Source organism: Streptomyces sp. NPDC014882 (assembly GCF_043081325.1).
GTDB lineage: Bacteria > Actinomycetota > Actinomycetes > Streptomycetales > Streptomycetaceae > Streptomyces.
In genome coordinates this window covers 167609-181496 of the sequence record NZ_JBIBWL010000015.1, presented here as the reverse complement: position 1 = coordinate 181496, position 13888 = coordinate 167609, and the positions used below count along the sequence as shown (strand labels likewise).

Here is a 13888-nt window from a genome sequence, read left to right as displayed (position 1 = left end):
CGCCTGCCCCCCCGGGGGGGGGGGGTGGGCCCGGCAGGGGGGGGGGCCCGGGCGGGGGTTGTCCCCCGGCCGGCCCCCGGGTGGGGCCCCCGGGGGCCGCCCCGGGGGCCCCCTCCCGTCGTCTCCGGGTCCGCCGGCTACGCGATGTGGTCGTCCTGCAGCTCCGCCGTGTGGCGGTTGGTGAAGCGGTTCACCATGCGGTCGGCCTCGCGCTGCGGGAGCGCCACGCCGTACGTCGCCTCCACGTCGTCCCGGAGCTGGCCCGAGGTGGGATAGCTGCCGTTGATCGACTTCTTGAAGACCAGGTAGTAGTCCTCCTCGGTCGGCTCCGGGCTGCCGCCCCCCTCACCCAGCTCGCGGCTGCGGCCCGGGACCACCGGGATGGGGAAGGAACCGGTCTCCTCGGGAGAGGGCTCCTGGACCGGAGGCTCCTCCTGGTACTGCTCCGCGTACTGCTCGGCCTGCTGCTGCTCCTCGTACCACCGGGCGTACTGCTCCGAGGGGTCGTAGGTGGGGTCGTAGCCGCCCTGGTACTGCACCTCGTGCGGCGACTGGAACCAGGGACTCTGGTCGTCCTCGGGCGGCAGCCCGGGCTGCTCCGCCCGCTGGGCCTGCCGCTGGAGCTGCTGCTGCGGCACCTGCCCGCCCTGCCGCTCCTGCTGGAGCCGCCGTGCCGGGCCCGCCGACAGCTCCTGCGGCTCCTGCTGGGGCGCGAGAGCCGGCTGCTCGTGCCGCGGGGCCGGCGGGAGCACCGCCGGCTCGATCCCCGCCGCCGCCAGGCCCGCCGGGGCCGTCTCCGCCAGGGGAACGCCGTAACGGGCCAGCCGCAACGGCATCAGGGACTCCACCGGAGCCTTGCGGCGCCAGGCCCGGCCGAAGCGCGAGCGCAGCCGGGCCTGGTAGACGAGACGTTCCTGCTCCAGCTTGATGACCTGCTCGTACGAGCGCAGCTCCCACAGCTTCATCCGGCGCCACAGCAGGAACGTCGGCACCGGGGACAGCAGCCAGCGGGTCAGCCGCACGCCCTCCATGTGCTTGTCGGCCGTGATGTCGGCGATCCGGCCGATCGCGTGCCGGGCGGCCTCGACGGACACCACGAACAGGATCGGGATCACCGCGTGCATGCCGACGCCCAACGGGTCCGGCCAGGCGGCCGCGCCGTTGAACGCGATCGTCGCCGCCGTCAGCAGCCACGCCGTCTGCCGCAGCAGCGGGAAGGGGATGCGGATCCACGTCAGCAGCAGGTCCAGGGCCAGCAGGACGCAGATGCCCGCGTCGATGCCGATCGGGAACACGTACGCGAAGTTCCCGAAGCCCTTCTCGAGGGCCAGCTCACGAACGGCCGCGTAGGAACCGGCGAAGCCGATCGCGGCGATGATCACGGCACCGGCCACGACCACACCGATGAGAATGCGGTGCGTCCGGGTCAGCTGGATTGGCGCGGCCACCCGTACTCCCCTCCCTTGCGTGTTGTTGCGCGCAACAGGGTGGCACATGCGTGCGACTCACGTGTTGCCGGTACGTCAGCTCTTCTCGGCGGCCGCCGTCGAGGTCTTCTTGGCGACCGCCGCCGCCGACGCCGACGGGGCCTTCGACGACGACTTCGGCGACGACTCCGACGGTGCTGCCGACGGGGTCTTCGACGACGACCCCGACGGTGCCGGGGACGACGGACCGCCGCCCGAACCCTCGCCGTTGGCCGCCTCGACCGACGCCACCGCCTCCTTCGCCGCCGACTCCGCCGACTTCACCAGCTCCGCCGCGTCCGGCGTCTTCTCACCGGCCAGACCGGCGCCGTTGTAGTCCAGCGTGACGACCACGTTCTCCACGCGCGCCACCACCGTCTGCTGCTTGAAGGCGCCCTCCGACTTCTTCAGGTCGTAGCGCACCGTCGTCGCCTGGTCGCCCGTCCCGGCGAGCGCCTGCGACGTCGCGTTCTTCGCACCCGTGGCCGCCGACGCGCCCCGCACCTGCTTCGCGTAGTACTCCCGCGCCTGCTGCTCGCCACTGCTCGCCGCGTCCGTCTCGAAACGGACCATCGAGACGTTCAGCCAGCGGAACTGCGAGCCCTTCACACCGTTGTTGTCCAGACTGGACCAGGAGCAGGAGGCCCGCGCCGCGACATCGCTCGACGTGCCCGCCTTGCCCTTGGCCGGCGCCTTCGGCACCAGCGAGGTCAGCGTCTTCTTCGACAGCACGCCGCACGCCTCGGGCAGCGTCCCGTACGCCGCCGCCTGCACGGTCGGCTCGGCACTCGGGGAGGCGGCGGCGGACGTGCCGCCGTCCTTCTGCGCGGCGGACCCGCCACCGGATCCGGACCCGGAGTCCGATCCGGAGTCCGAGGAACAGCCCGCGACGATCAGCATCACGGGGACCGCGGCCGCCGCGGCCAGAAGCCGGTTCACGCCTCCCGCACGCATCGCTCGCCGGCCTCGCCGGTCACACTGGTCGTCTCGCCGGTCTCGTCGCTGCATGGTTCCTTCACTCATGACGCTCGTGGTTCCTGCGGTCGGATCGGGGTCCGGTGGGCCACGGTACGCGGTGGAGAAGCCGTGCGTTTCCGCTTCGAGGGCATCGCACGTGCGGGGCCCGAACGTGTGAAGTGGCCTCAGCCGGCCAGGGAATCGGCGAGCTGCGCGGCCAGTTTCCGGGCGCTGTCCTGCATTTCCTTGCTGTCCGGGACGACGCCGAGGGACGTCGCCTGCTCCTCGTACTCGATGGTCACGATGACGTTCGACGTGCGGAACACCACAGTCACCGTGCGCTGTTTCGCCGTCGAACCGGAGCTGGCGAGCACGTCGTCGACGAAGGCCTCGTCGCCGAGGTCGTCGAGGAGCCGGGGCCGGAGGTCGGCGGAAGCGGAAGCGGAGACGGAAGTGGAGGGGGGGGCGGGGGCCGCGGTGGACGCCGGCGCCGGGACGGACGAGGAGGACGAGGAGGACGAGGGGGAGGCGGCGGGGGCCGCCGTGCCGCCGGAGGGCGTGGCCGCGTCGCCGGCCGGCTGCGACGCGGTGGGCGCGGGCAGACCGGCCGCCGTCACCTTCCCGGCGAACAGCGTCTCGGCCTGGCTGTCGTCACTGACCGCCTTGTCGTACGAGACCACCCGCTCGAAGTCGACGCTCAGGTGGTCGATGGCGTCGGGGGAGTCCACCTTCCAACGGCAGCCCGCCTTGCGGTCCGTGTCGAACGTCAGCGTCGCCTGGCCCGCGTAGGCCGCCTCCCGCTGCGTCTCGTCGGGGATCCGGACGATGCCCGGCAGCAGGGAGTCGAGGGTGCCGCGGCCCACCGCTCCGCAGGCCTCCGGGAGGTTGTCGTAGCGGCCCGGCTGGGCGGCGGCGGTCACGGTGCCGGCGGCGCCCGGGTTGGAGTTGTCCGTCGGGCCGCCGTCGTCCGCACTGCCCGAGCAGCCGGCCAACAGGGCCGCGAGGAGCGCGGCGACGCCGGGTACGTACGCCTTCCGCTGCACGGTCGGCTCCTCTCGACGGTCACATCGTGGGTGGCGGGTCCAGTGTCCCCGCTGGTTATTCGCTTGCCGGACGGGGGCGGCACCGGCAGACAATGTGTATCGCACGCAACACCGTCGATGCCGGTCCGCCGTCCCAGTTGTCGACCTTGGCACCGGTTTTGCGTTTCGAGACTTCTGCTGCCCTACGGGGGAATGAGGACGATATGTCGTACGTGGAGCTGCCGGGCGCGAAGGTGCCGATCCGCATGTGGGCCGACCCCGCGACGGTCGAGGACGGCGCGCTCCAGCAGCTGCGCAACGTCGCCACCCTGCCCTGGATCAAGGGCCTGGCCGTGATGCCGGACGTCCACTACGGCAAGGGCGCGACGGTCGGATCGGTCATCGCCATGCAGGGCGCGGTGTGCCCGGCGGCGGTGGGGGTCGACATCGGCTGCGGGATGTCCGCGGTCAGGACGTCCCTGACGGCCGACGACCTGCCGGGCGACCTGTCCCGGCTGCGCTCGAAGATCGAGCAGGCGATCCCGGTGGGGCGGGGGATGCACGACAGCCCCGTCGATCCGGGCCGGTTCCACGGGCTGGCCACCGGGGGGTGGGACGACTTCTGGGGACGGTTCGGGGGGATCGCGGAAGCGGTCAAATTCCGTCAGGAACGTGCCACGAAGCAGATGGGAACGCTCGGATCGGGAAACCACTTTGTCGAGGTGTGCACGGATACGGCCGGTTCCGTCTGGTTGATGCTTCACTCCGGTTCCCGGAACATCGGCAAGGAACTCGCCGAGTTCCACATCGGCGTGGCGCAGAAGCTCCCGCACAACCAGGGCCTGATCGACCGTGACCTCGCCGTGTTCGTCGCGGACACCCCGCAGATGGCGGCGTACCGCAACGACCTGTTCTGGGCGCAGGAGTACGCGAAGCACAACCGCACGATCATGATGGCGCTCCTGACGGACGTGATCCGCCGGGAGTTCAAGAAGGCCAGGCCCACCTTCGAGAAGGAGATCAGCGCGCACCACAACTACGTGGCCGAGGAGCGCTACGACGGGATGGACCTGCTCGTGACCCGCAAGGGCGCGATCCGGGCCGGCTCCGGCGAGTACGGGATCATCCCCGGCTCCATGGGCACGGGTTCGTACATCGTGAAGGGCCTCGGGAACGAGAAGGCCTTCAACTCGGCCTCCCACGGGGCGGGTCGGCGCATGAGCCGCAACGCGGCCAAGCGCCGCTTCACGACGAAGGACCTGGAGGAGCAGACGCGGGGCGTGGAGTGCCGCAAGGACTCCGGCGTCGTGGACGAGATCCCGGGTGCCTACAAGCCCATCGAGCAGGTCATCGACCAGCAGCGGGACCTGGTGGAGGTCGTGGCGAAGCTGAAGCAGGTCGTCTGCGTGAAGGGTTGACGGCGTCGGCGGGGCGCGGCGCACGGGCCGCGCCCCACCGGGCCGCCCGTGCGGGCGGCGCCGCCGTGCCGTCAGGCGGCTCCGTCCGAGGGCTCCAGGAGGTTGTTCCGGAGGGTCGCGGACAGGGTTTCCGCGTCCATGCCGAGGGCCTTCTCGACGTAGTCCTGCGGGGAGCCGTACCTGGAGGCCAGGGCCTCCAGGTACAGGCGCATCACCGATGCGGGGGCGTAGAGGTAGTGGGGCCAGGTGGGGGAGGCGCCGTCGTGGCGGGCGCGCCAGTCCGCGAGGAGGGCGGGGGTGGCGCGTTCGGTGAGGGTGTAGTCCTCGGTGATGAGGTCGTCGTCGATGCCCAGGAGGGCGAGGACCAGGGCGGCCAGCTGGCCGGTGCGGTCCTTGCCGGAGGCGCAGTGGAAGACGAGGGGGGCGTCCGCGTCCGCGATCAGTTCCAGCGCCCGGCGGATCTCCTCCGTGCCGTCCTGGGCGACCTCCATGTACCGCTCGGCCAGGTAGGGGCCGGGTGCGACGTCGGGGGTCTGCGCCGCCTGGTCGTAGTAGCGGTGCTCGATGCTGAGGTTGCGGTACGTGAGGGAGGGGTGGGCCGGGACGCGGCCGGCGCGCTGCGCCTCCCAGGGGTGGCGCAGGTCGATGACCGTGGCGACGCCCAGGGAGAGGAAGAGGTCCCAGTCGGGGCTGCCCGCGGTCAGCTTGCCCAGGGAGTCGGAGCGGTAGAGGCGGCCCGGACGGACGCGGTGGCGGCCGTCCGGGGTGCGGTAGCCGCCCAGGTCCCGGAAGTTGTGCAGGGTCGTGAAGGGGAGATGTCTGTCCACGACGGTGAGGACCCGCGGGGGCCGGGTTCAGTTGCCGTGTCTCACGGCGTAGATCATCACGAAGGCGATGACGTGGATGCCGAAGAGGAAGTAGGCCAGGAAGTACCAGACCTGGCGTTCGTCCTTGGTCTCCTGGGCCAGGCGGCGTTGTTCCGCGGCCCGTTCGGGGGTCTGCGGGAGGCCCGCCTCCGCGCCGGTCATCGCGGTTCCCGGTGGACCTTGGTGTTGGAGGCCTGGGCGCGCGGGCGCAGGACCAGCAGGTCGACGTTGACGTGGCTGGGGCGGGTCACCGCCCAGGTGATCGTCTCGGCGACGTCGTCGGCGGTGAGGGGCTCGGCCACGCCCTCGTAGACCTTCGCGGCCCGGTCCGCGTCGCCGCCGAAGCGGGTCAGCGCGAACTCGTCGGTCCTGACCATGCCGGGGGCGATCTCGATGACGCGGACGGGCTGTCCGACGATCTCCAGGCGCAGGGTCTCGGCGAGGACGTGGGCGCCGTGCTTGGCGGCGACGTAGCCCGCGCCGCCCTCGTACGTGCCGTGGCCGGCGGTGGAGGAGACGACCACGACCGTGCCGTCGCCGCTCTCGACCAGCTTGGGGAGCAGGGCCTGGGTGAGGTTGAGGGTGCCGATGACGTTGGTCTCGTACATCGTGCGCCAGTCGGCGGGGTCGCCGGTGGCGACGGGGTCGGCGCCGAGCGCTCCGCCCGCGTTGTTGACCAGGACGCCGATGGTGCGGAAGGCCGTCGCGAACTCGTCGACGGCGGCGCGGTCGGTGACGTCCAGCCGGTAGGCCGTCGCGGAGCCGCCCGCCGCGGTGATCTCCTCGGCGAGCGCCTCGATGCGCTCCTCGCGGCGGGCGGTGAGGACGACGCGGTAGCCGGCCGCGGCGAGCTGCCGGGCGGTGGCGGCGCCGATGCCGCTGCTCGCGCCCGTGACGACGGCGATGCGGGACGCGGCGGACGGGGCGGCGGTGGCCATGGGGGCGGCTCCTCGGTTCCTCGGGCGGGGCGGACGTGCGGAGAACGCGGGCGGTCGGACGCCTGCCCGGCCAGGATAGGCGGGCCCGTGCGCCCGCCGTCCGGGCGGTGCCCGTACGGCACCGGTGGTGCGCGGCTCATACGGCTTCGGGCGTGCGGTGCCCGTACGGCGTCGGCCGTGCCGCGGGGCGGACGCGGGCGTCGGGGCGGGCGTCGGGGCGGGTGCGGGCGCCGGGTCCGCGCGTCGCCGGCGCCCGCGTCCCCGGCGGCCGGTGGCTGCCGGTGGCTGCCGGTGGTGGGCGGGGATCGTGCTGTCGGCGGGCCCGGGCGGGGTACGTCGTACGATCTGCGGACGGCGCTACGAAGGGGTGTGCGGGCGATGTCCGGGAACGTGCGGTCGCGGTTGCTCGGCGAGTTGTCCGTCGTCTCCCGGCGGTACGTCGCGGCGTTCGCGCTGTTCAACCAGGCCGTCGCGGACCGGCTGGGGCTGCACCCGACGGACCTGCAGTGCCTGAACCTGCTCTCGCTGGAGCGGGAGCCGGTGACGGCGGGCCGGGTCGCGGAGCTGACGGGGCTGACCACGGGGTCGGCGACGCGGCTGGTGGACCGGCTGGAGAAGGCGGGGTACGTCGTGCGGAAGCGGGACTCCGCCGACCGGCGGCGGGTGCTGGTGGCGACGGTGCCGGAGCGGATCGCCGAGTTCGGGCGGACCTGGGAGCGGCTGGGCGGTGACTGGAGCCCTCTCTTCGCGGATCTGGACGACGCGGAACTGGCGGTGATCGTGCGGCACATGGGGCGGACGGTGGAGTTCAGCGGGGAGCAGGTCGTACGGCTGCGGGGAGGGCTGGAGCAGTGACGCGGACGGTCGAGGACACCCGTACGGAGGGCGGCGGCCCCCTGCCGGCGGAGGGGGCGGGGCCGGGTGCCGGGCGGGGGCTGCCGCGGAACTGGCCTCTGCTGCTGGTGGGCGCCGCCGTGCTGCCGGGCGCGGTGCTGGTGCTGGTCGGGCGGTCCCTGGAGGACCCGGCCGTGCAGGCGTGGCGGACGGTGTGTCTCGCGGTGACCGTGCAGGCGCTGCCGTTCCTGCTGCTGGGTACGGCGCTGTCGGGGGCGATCAACGCGTTCGTGCCGGCGAGCGTCTTCCGCCGGCTGCTGCCGAAGCGGGCGGCGCTCGCGGTGCCGGTCGCGGGGGCGGCGGGGGTGGTGCTGCCGGGCTGTGAGTGCGCGTCGGTGCCGGTGGCGAACAGTCTGATCGGGCGGGGCGTGCAGCCGGCCGCGGCGTTCGCGTTCCTGCTGTCGGCGCCCGCCGTGAACCCGGTCGTGCTGACCGCCACGGCGATCGCGTTCCCCGGCAGTCCGGAGATGGTGCTGGCGCGGCTGCTGGCCTCGCTGGTGACGGCGGCGGTGATGGGCTGGCTGTGGCTGTGGCGGGGGCGCGAGGAGTGGCTGAAGCCGGCGGTGCGGCACACCGGGCACCGGCCGGGGCACAGCCGCTGGACGGAGTTCCGGCGCGGTTTCCAGCACGACTTCCTGCACGCGGGGGGTTTCCTGGTGGTGGGGGCGATGGCGGCGGCGACGTTCAACGTGGCCGTGCCGCGATCGGTGGTGGACACCTTCGCCGGCTCGCCGTGGCTGTCGGTGCTGTTCCTGGCGTTGCTGGCGATCGTGCTGGCGGTGTGCTCGGAGGCCGACGCGTTCGTGGCGGCCTCGCTCAGCGGGTTCTCGCCGACGGCCCGGCTGACGTTCATGGTGGTCGGCCCGATGGTCGACCTGAAGCTGATCGCCCTCCAGGCGGGCACCTTCGGGCGGGCCTTCGCGGTCCGGTTCTCCGCCGCCACGGCCGTCGTCGCGGTGGTGTGCGGCGTGGTCGTCGGAGGGGTGCTGCTGTGAGGCGGTTCGCGCAGGTGGCGCTGCTGGTGCTGAGCGGGGTCGGGCTGCTGCGGGTCTCGCTGTTCTCGGAGGCGTACCTGCGGTACGTGAAGGAGGGGATGCGGCCGCTGCTGATCGCCTCGGGCGTGCTGCTGGTCCTGCTGGGGGCGGCGGAGGCGTGGTCGGCCCGGCGGCGGCCGCAGGAGCGGCCCGCGGAGGACGGCGACGACGGTGACGGCAGCGGTGACGGCGGTGACGGGCATGGGCATGGGCACGATCACGCGGGCGTGCCGCGGGTCGCCTGGCTGCTGTTCCTGCCCGCGCTGAGCCTGCTGTTCTACGCCCCGCCCGCGCTCGGCTCCTACACCGCCTCGCGGGAGGCGCCCAAGGCGGTCGCGGTGGTCGACGGGGACGGTTTCGACCCGCTGCCCGCGACCTCGCCGCTGCCGATCACGCTGACCGACTTCACCCAGCGGGTGCAGCAGGACGAGGGGCGGGCCATCGAGGGGCGCACGGTGCGGATGACCGGTTTCGTCACGCCCGCGGACGGGGGCGGGGGCTGGTACCTGACGCGGATCATGCTGTCGTGCTGCGCTGCGGACGCGCAGTCGGTGAAGGTGCGGGTGTACGGCGTGGCGGCGCCCGAGGCCGACACCTGGGTCACGGTGACGGGGACCTGGCACGCGCAGGGGGCGCTGGGCACGTCCTCGGCGGCGGTCGCGCTGGACGGCCGTACCGTCGCGGAGGTGGAGCGGCCGGTGAACGGCTACACCGACGCGCTGCCGCTCGGGTCGTAGCGGGGGCGGCGGCGACGCCCCGGGTGTCACGGCGGGGGCGGCCGCGCCGGGGGCGCAGGACGGGCCGCCGACGGCCGGCGGAGGGAACGCGGGGTGCGGAATACGAAGTGCGGGGCCGCTGTTCACCGGTATAGTTGAACAGTCAACAATCTGGAGGGTGAGCGGCCATGCAGTTCGGGATCTTCACGGTCGGCGATGTCACGCCGGACCCCACCACGGGGCGTACGCCGACCGAGCGCGAGCGGATCAAGGCCATGGTCGCCATCGCGCTGAAGGCCGAGGAGGTCGGCCTGGACGTCTTCGCCACGGGTGAGCACCACAACCCGCCGTTCGTGCCGTCGTCCCCGACGACGATGCTCGGCTACATCGCCGCGCGCACGGAGCGGCTGATCCTGTCCACCTCCACGACGCTGATCACCACGAACGACCCGGTGAAGATCGCCGAGGACTTCGCGATGCTCCAGCACCTGGCCGACGGGCGCGTCGACCTGATGATGGGCCGCGGCAACACCGGCCCGGTCTACCCCTGGTTCGGCCAGGACATCCGCGAGGGCATCAACCTCGCCGTCGAGAACTACAACCTGGTGCACCGGCTGTGGCGCGAGGACGTCGTGAACTGGGAGGGCACGTTCCGCACCCCGCTCCAGGGCTTCACCTCGACGCCCCGGCCGCTGGACGGCGTCCCGCCGTTCGTCTGGCACGGCTCCATCCGCTCGCCGGAGATCGCCGAGCAGGCCGCGTTCTACGGCGACGGCTTCTTCCACAACAACATCTTCTGGCCGGCCGACCACACCAGGCGGATGGTCGAGCTGTACCGGGCGCGCTACGCCCACTACGGGCACGGCACCCCCGAGCAGGCGATCGTCGGCCTCGGCGGGCAGGTCTTCATGCGGAGGAACTCGCAGGACGCGGTGCGCGAGTTCCGGCCGTACTTCGACAACGCCCCGGTCTACGGGCACGGGCCGTCCCTGGAGGACTTCACCGACCAGACCCCGCTGACCGTCGGCTCGCCGCAGCAGGTCATCGAGAAGACGCTGGCGTTCCGGGAGTACGCCGGCGACTACCAGCGCCAGCTGTTCCTGATGGACCACGCCGGACTGCCGCTGAAGACCGTGCTGGAGCAGCTCGACATGCTGGGCGAGGAGGTCGTGCCGGTGCTGCGCGAGGAGTTCGCCAAGGGCCGCCCGGCCGACGTGCCGGACGCGCCGACCCACGGCTCGCTCCTGGCCGCCGAGAAGGCCGCCCGGCAGGACGCCGCAGGGCAGGACGCCGCTGTTCAGGGCGCCGCCGCTCAGGACACCGCCGCTCGGGACGAGGAGACCGTCGCATGAAGCTCGTCGTCGTCTCGGCGGGACTGAGCGTCCCGTCGTCCACCCGCCTGCTGGCCGACCGGCTCGCGGCCGCCACCACCGGACGCGCCCCGGCCGACGTGCGGGTCGTGGAGCTGCGCGACCTCGCCGTCGAGATCGCCCACCACCTCACCAGCGGCTTCCCCGGCCGGGAGCTGGCCGCCGCGCTGGAGGCGGTCACGGCGGCGGACGGGCTGATCGTGGTCACCCCGGTGTTCTCGGCGTCGTACAGCGGACTGTTCAAGTCCTTCTTCGACGTCCTCGACAAGGACGCGCTGACCGGGAAGCCCGTGCTGATCGCGGCCACCGGGGGCACGGCCCGGCACTCGCTCGTGCTGGAGCACGCGCTGCGCCCCCTGTTCGCCCACCTGCGGGCCGTCGTCGTCCCGACCGGTGTCTACGCCGCCTCCGAGGACTGGGGTGCGGCGGGCCTGCCCGAGCGGATCGAACGGGCCGCCGGGGAGCTGGCCGCGCTGATGAGCGGCCTGGCGGCGGTCCGGCCCGCGGTGCAGGACGAGTTCGCGGTGGTGCCGTTCGCGGAGCGGCTCGCGGCCCTGCGGCCGTCGGGCTGAGCGGCCGGCCGAGCGGCGGGCCGGGGCGGTCGAGCGGCAGGCCGGCGGGCCGGGGCGGGCCGCCGGCCGGGCCGGGGCGGGTGAGAGGCACGTAAGAAGGGCGCCCGGTGAGCCGCCCGTCACGCCGTGGGGCCGTGACGGCTGGGAGACTGGGCGCGTGCCCCACAAGCTGCTGCTCGCCGAAGACGACCGCGCCATCCGTCACGCCCTGGAACGCGCGCTGACCCTGGAGGGCTACCGGGTCACCGCGGTCGCCGACGGCGTGGAGGCACTGGCGCACGCCCACAAGTCGCCGCCGGACGTCCTCGTCCTGGACGTGATGATGCCCGGCATCGACGGCCTCCAGGTCTGCCGGGTGCTGCGCGCCGAGGGCGACCGCACCCCGATCCTGATGCTGACGGCGCTCGTGGAGACCGCCGACCGGATCGCCGGCCTGGACGCGGGCGCCGACGACTACGTGGTCAAGCCCTTCGACGTCGAGGAGGTCTTCGCCCGGCTGCGCGCCCTGCTGCGCCGCACCGGTTCCGGCACGCCGGCCGACGTGCGCAAGGACGCCGGCGGAAGCGCGGACGCCGACGTGCGCAAGGACGCCGGCGGGGCGGACACCACCACCGGGGCGGACACCACCACCGCGGCGGGCACCCCCGCCGGTGCCCCGCGGGGCACCGCCCCGCAGGACGCGGCCCCGGAGCCGTCGGCCGCCGCGCGGTCCCTGGAGGCGGCCGGGCTGCGCATGGACCCGCAGGCGCGGCGGGCCTGGCGCGGGGAGCGCGAACTGGAGCTGACCCGCACCGAGTTCGAGCTGCTGGAACTGCTGGTGCGCAACGCCGGCATCGTCCTCGACCACTCCACGATCTACGACCGCATCTGGGGCTACGACTTCGGCCCCGGATCCAAGAACCTCGCCGTCTACGTCGGCTACCTCCGCCGCAAGCTCGACGGGCCCGGCGCCCCGCAGCTGATCCACACCGTGCGCGGTGTGGGCTACGTGCTGCGGGAAGACTGAGGCGCACCCCGTGTCCGGCCCGCTGCGTCGGTGGGTGTCCCGGCGGCGCCCGAAGGCCGGCTCGCTGCGCACCACCTTCGCCGTGTCCTTCGCGGCGGTGACGGCGGCCGTCACCGTGCTCGTCGGCGTCCTGTCGTACAACGCCGCCGCCCGCCTGGTGCGGGTGGACCAGGAGACCGTCTTCGACGAGGTCGTGCAGGACCTGCGCGACGAGGTGCGGAACCGGGCGATGGACCCCGCCGACTTCTCCTCCGCCGCGCCCGGCCACGACATCGTGCGCCCGGCCCGCACCGACGTGCAGGTGCTGGGGGCGGACGGGGCCGTCGTCGACCCCGGCAACCCGGGACTGCCCGTGGAGGACGCCGACCGGGAGACCGCCGCGGCGGCGGTCGCGGGCACGCTCGTCGAGCACCAGGACGTCGACGTGGGCAGCGACGTCTACCGGGTCGCCACCGTCGCGCTCGGCGGCGGCCGGGGCGCGGTGCAGATCGCGCAGGAGTTCAGCGACACCGAGGACCTGCTGCGGGCGCTCCAGCAGCGCACGCTGCTGCTGATGGCGGCGGTCGTGACGGCGGCCGGGCTGGCCGGCTGGTGGCTGGCCCGGCGCATCACCCACCGCCTGGTGATGCTGACGGCCGCCGCCGAGGACGTCGCGCGCACCCGCCGCCTCGGCGTCCAGGTGCCCGTCACCGGCCACGACGAGGTGGGGCGCCTCGGCCGTGCCTTCGACCGCATGCTGGGGCGCCTCGCCCAGTCCGAGGAGGACCAGCGGCGGCTGGTCCAGGACGCCGGGCACGAGCTGCGGACGCCGCTGACCTCGCTGCGGACCAACATCTCGCTGCTGCGCCGCATCGACGAACTGCCGCCCGCCACCCGGGACGAGCTCGTGGCCGACCTCGGCCAGGAGGCGCGCGAACTGACCGACCTGGTCAACGAGCTGGTGGACCTCGCCGCCGGGCAGTCGGACACCGAGCCGCCGCAGCGGCTCGACCTCGCCGACCTGGCCGAGGACGTGGCGGGGCTCGCGCGGCGCCGCACCGGGCGGCGGATCGTGGTCCGCGCCGCCGGCGACACCACCACCGACGGGCGGCCCGGCATGCTCCAGCGGGCGCTGTCCAACCTGGTGGAGAACGCCGCCAAGTTCGACCGCGAGGGCCGCGGGCCCATCGAGATCACCGTGACCGGCCCGGCCCGGCCCGGCACCGTCCGCGTCGAGGTCCTCGACCGCGGGCCCGGCATCACCGAGACCGACCTCACCCGCGTCTTCGACCGCTTCTACCGCGCCGCGGACGCCCGCTCCCTGCCGGGCTCGGGGCTCGGCCTCTCGATCGTCCGGGAGGTCGCGCTGGCGCACGGGGGAGCGGCGTTCGCCTTCCACCGGGCGGGCGGCGGCGCGGTGATCGGGTTCACGGTGGGCGGGGCGGCCCGGTGAGCGGGCGCCGGCGACGACGGGCGGGAAGTGACCGGTCGGCGCGGCGGGCCGGAGGCTCGCGCCGGGACCCGGTGCGCCCGTGGCCTCGGCGAGGTGCCGGCCGAGCGGGGCCGTGGCGGCCGACAGCAGGAGCAGGTCCGTGCCGTCGGCGGCGGCGGCTCGCGGGAGGGCGCCCCGCCCAGCGGCCGGAGCGGCCC

Annotated in this window: 14 protein-coding genes; 8 read left to right on the top strand and 6 right to left on the bottom strand. The window is 73.8% G+C overall.

All coding sequences use genetic code 11. The features are described from left to right. Positions 1–137 precede the first annotated feature (137 nt). The 3 genes from ACF09K_RS28765 to ACF09K_RS28755 form a co-directional block, all read right to left on the bottom strand. A complete protein-coding gene (locus ACF09K_RS28765) occupies positions 138–1448 on the bottom strand; it encodes a DUF2637 domain-containing protein (RefSeq protein WP_392248101.1) in 1311 nt (436 codons plus the stop codon). A gap of 75 nt (positions 1449–1523) precedes the next feature. Then, positions 1524–2489 carry a DUF3558 family protein gene (locus ACF09K_RS28760; RefSeq protein ID WP_392248099.1) on the bottom strand — a complete coding sequence of 322 codons (966 nt, stop codon included), beginning with the start codon at positions 2487–2489 and terminating at the stop codon, positions 1524–1526. 119 nt (positions 2490–2608) lie between these two features. After that, positions 2609–3466: a DUF3558 domain-containing protein gene (locus tag ACF09K_RS28755; protein ID WP_392248097.1), complete on the bottom strand. Its 858-nt coding sequence runs from the start codon at positions 3464–3466 to the stop codon at positions 2609–2611. A 203-nt stretch (positions 3467–3669) separates the two neighbouring features. On the opposite strand from ACF09K_RS28755, the gene ACF09K_RS28750 reads away from it, so the two are divergent. Continuing rightward, on the top strand, positions 3670–4863 hold the full coding sequence (locus tag ACF09K_RS28750; RefSeq protein WP_392248095.1) for an RtcB family protein: 1194 nt from the start codon (positions 3670–3672) through the stop codon (positions 4861–4863). A 71-nt stretch (positions 4864–4934) separates the two neighbouring features. Here ACF09K_RS28750 and ACF09K_RS28745 read toward each other — a convergent pair whose 3' ends face one another. The 3 genes from ACF09K_RS28745 to ACF09K_RS28735 are packed head-to-tail and all read right to left on the bottom strand — an operon-like array spanning position 4935 to position 6667. Next, positions 4935–5690 (bottom strand): tyrosine-protein phosphatase, encoded by a 756-nt coding sequence (locus ACF09K_RS28745; protein WP_392248093.1) that lies wholly within the window; start codon positions 5688–5690, stop codon positions 4935–4937. A gap of 27 nt (positions 5691–5717) precedes the next feature. Continuing rightward, positions 5718–5891, bottom strand: coding sequence for a hypothetical protein (locus tag ACF09K_RS28740; protein WP_392248091.1), 174 nt, complete (start codon positions 5889–5891; stop codon positions 5718–5720). Continuing rightward, entirely contained in the window at positions 5888–6667 is a 780-nt protein-coding gene (locus tag ACF09K_RS28735; protein WP_392248089.1) for an SDR family NAD(P)-dependent oxidoreductase, read from the bottom strand. The genes ACF09K_RS28740 and ACF09K_RS28735 overlap by 4 nt, the downstream gene beginning before the upstream one ends. 378 nt (positions 6668–7045) lie before the next feature. Between ACF09K_RS28735 and ACF09K_RS28730 the strand changes: the two genes are divergently transcribed. The 7 genes from ACF09K_RS28730 to ACF09K_RS28700 all read left to right on the top strand — a co-directional run bounded on the left by ACF09K_RS28730 (position 7046) and on the right by ACF09K_RS28700 (position 13691). Continuing rightward, on the top strand, positions 7046–7522 hold the full coding sequence (locus tag ACF09K_RS28730) for a MarR family winged helix-turn-helix transcriptional regulator (protein ID WP_392248087.1): 477 nt from the start codon (positions 7046–7048) through the stop codon (positions 7520–7522). Positions 7523–7563: 41 nt separating this feature from the next. Next, positions 7564–8556, top strand: coding sequence for a permease (locus ACF09K_RS28725; RefSeq protein ID WP_392248182.1), 993 nt, complete (start codon positions 7564–7566; stop codon positions 8554–8556). Beyond that, the gene (locus ACF09K_RS28720; RefSeq protein ID WP_392248085.1) at positions 8553–9332 is read left to right on the top strand and encodes a TIGR03943 family putative permease subunit; all 780 of its coding nucleotides are present in this window, start codon (positions 8553–8555) and stop codon (positions 9330–9332) included. The genes ACF09K_RS28725 and ACF09K_RS28720 overlap by 4 nt, the downstream gene beginning before the upstream one ends. Positions 9333–9499: 167 nt before the next feature. Further along, positions 9500–10663, top strand: a complete 1164-nt coding sequence (locus tag ACF09K_RS28715; RefSeq protein WP_392248083.1) for an LLM class flavin-dependent oxidoreductase — start codon at positions 9500–9502, stop codon at positions 10661–10663. Next, a complete protein-coding gene (locus ACF09K_RS28710) occupies positions 10660–11253 on the top strand; it encodes an FMN reductase (RefSeq protein WP_392248081.1) in 594 nt (197 codons plus the stop codon). Before ACF09K_RS28715 ends, ACF09K_RS28710 begins: the two co-directional genes overlap by 4 nt. 157 nt (positions 11254–11410) lie before the next feature. Then, positions 11411–12259 carry a response regulator transcription factor gene (locus tag ACF09K_RS28705; RefSeq protein WP_392248079.1) on the top strand — a complete coding sequence of 283 codons (849 nt, stop codon included), beginning with the start codon at positions 11411–11413 and terminating at the stop codon, positions 12257–12259. Between the two features lie 10 nt (positions 12260–12269). After that, positions 12270–13691, top strand: a complete 1422-nt coding sequence (locus ACF09K_RS28700) for an ATP-binding protein (protein ID WP_392248077.1) — start codon at positions 12270–12272, stop codon at positions 13689–13691. Positions 13692–13888 lie beyond the last annotated feature (197 nt).

What these genes read in the sequence shown, in the direction of transcription:
- ACF09K_RS28760 (WP_392248099.1), bottom strand. Translation starts at nt 2,489, where the DNA reads ATGAGTGAAGGAACCATGCAGCGACGAGACCGGCGAGACGACCAGTGT.
- ACF09K_RS28750 (WP_392248095.1), top strand. Translation starts at nt 3,670, where the DNA reads ATGTCGTACGTGGAGCTGCCGGGCGCGAAGGTGCCGATCCGCATGTGG.
- ACF09K_RS28740 (WP_392248091.1), bottom strand. Translation starts at nt 5,891, where the DNA reads ATGACCGGCGCGGAGGCGGGCCTCCCGCAGACCCCCGAACGGGCCGCG.
- ACF09K_RS28735 (WP_392248089.1), bottom strand. Translation starts at nt 6,667, where the DNA reads ATGGCCACCGCCGCCCCGTCCGCCGCGTCCCGCATCGCCGTCGTCACG.
- ACF09K_RS28730 (WP_392248087.1), top strand. Translation starts at nt 7,046, where the DNA reads ATGTCCGGGAACGTGCGGTCGCGGTTGCTCGGCGAGTTGTCCGTCGTC.
- ACF09K_RS28715 (WP_392248083.1), top strand. Translation starts at nt 9,500, where the DNA reads ATGCAGTTCGGGATCTTCACGGTCGGCGATGTCACGCCGGACCCCACC.
- ACF09K_RS28710 (WP_392248081.1), top strand. Translation starts at nt 10,660, where the DNA reads ATGAAGCTCGTCGTCGTCTCGGCGGGACTGAGCGTCCCGTCGTCCACC.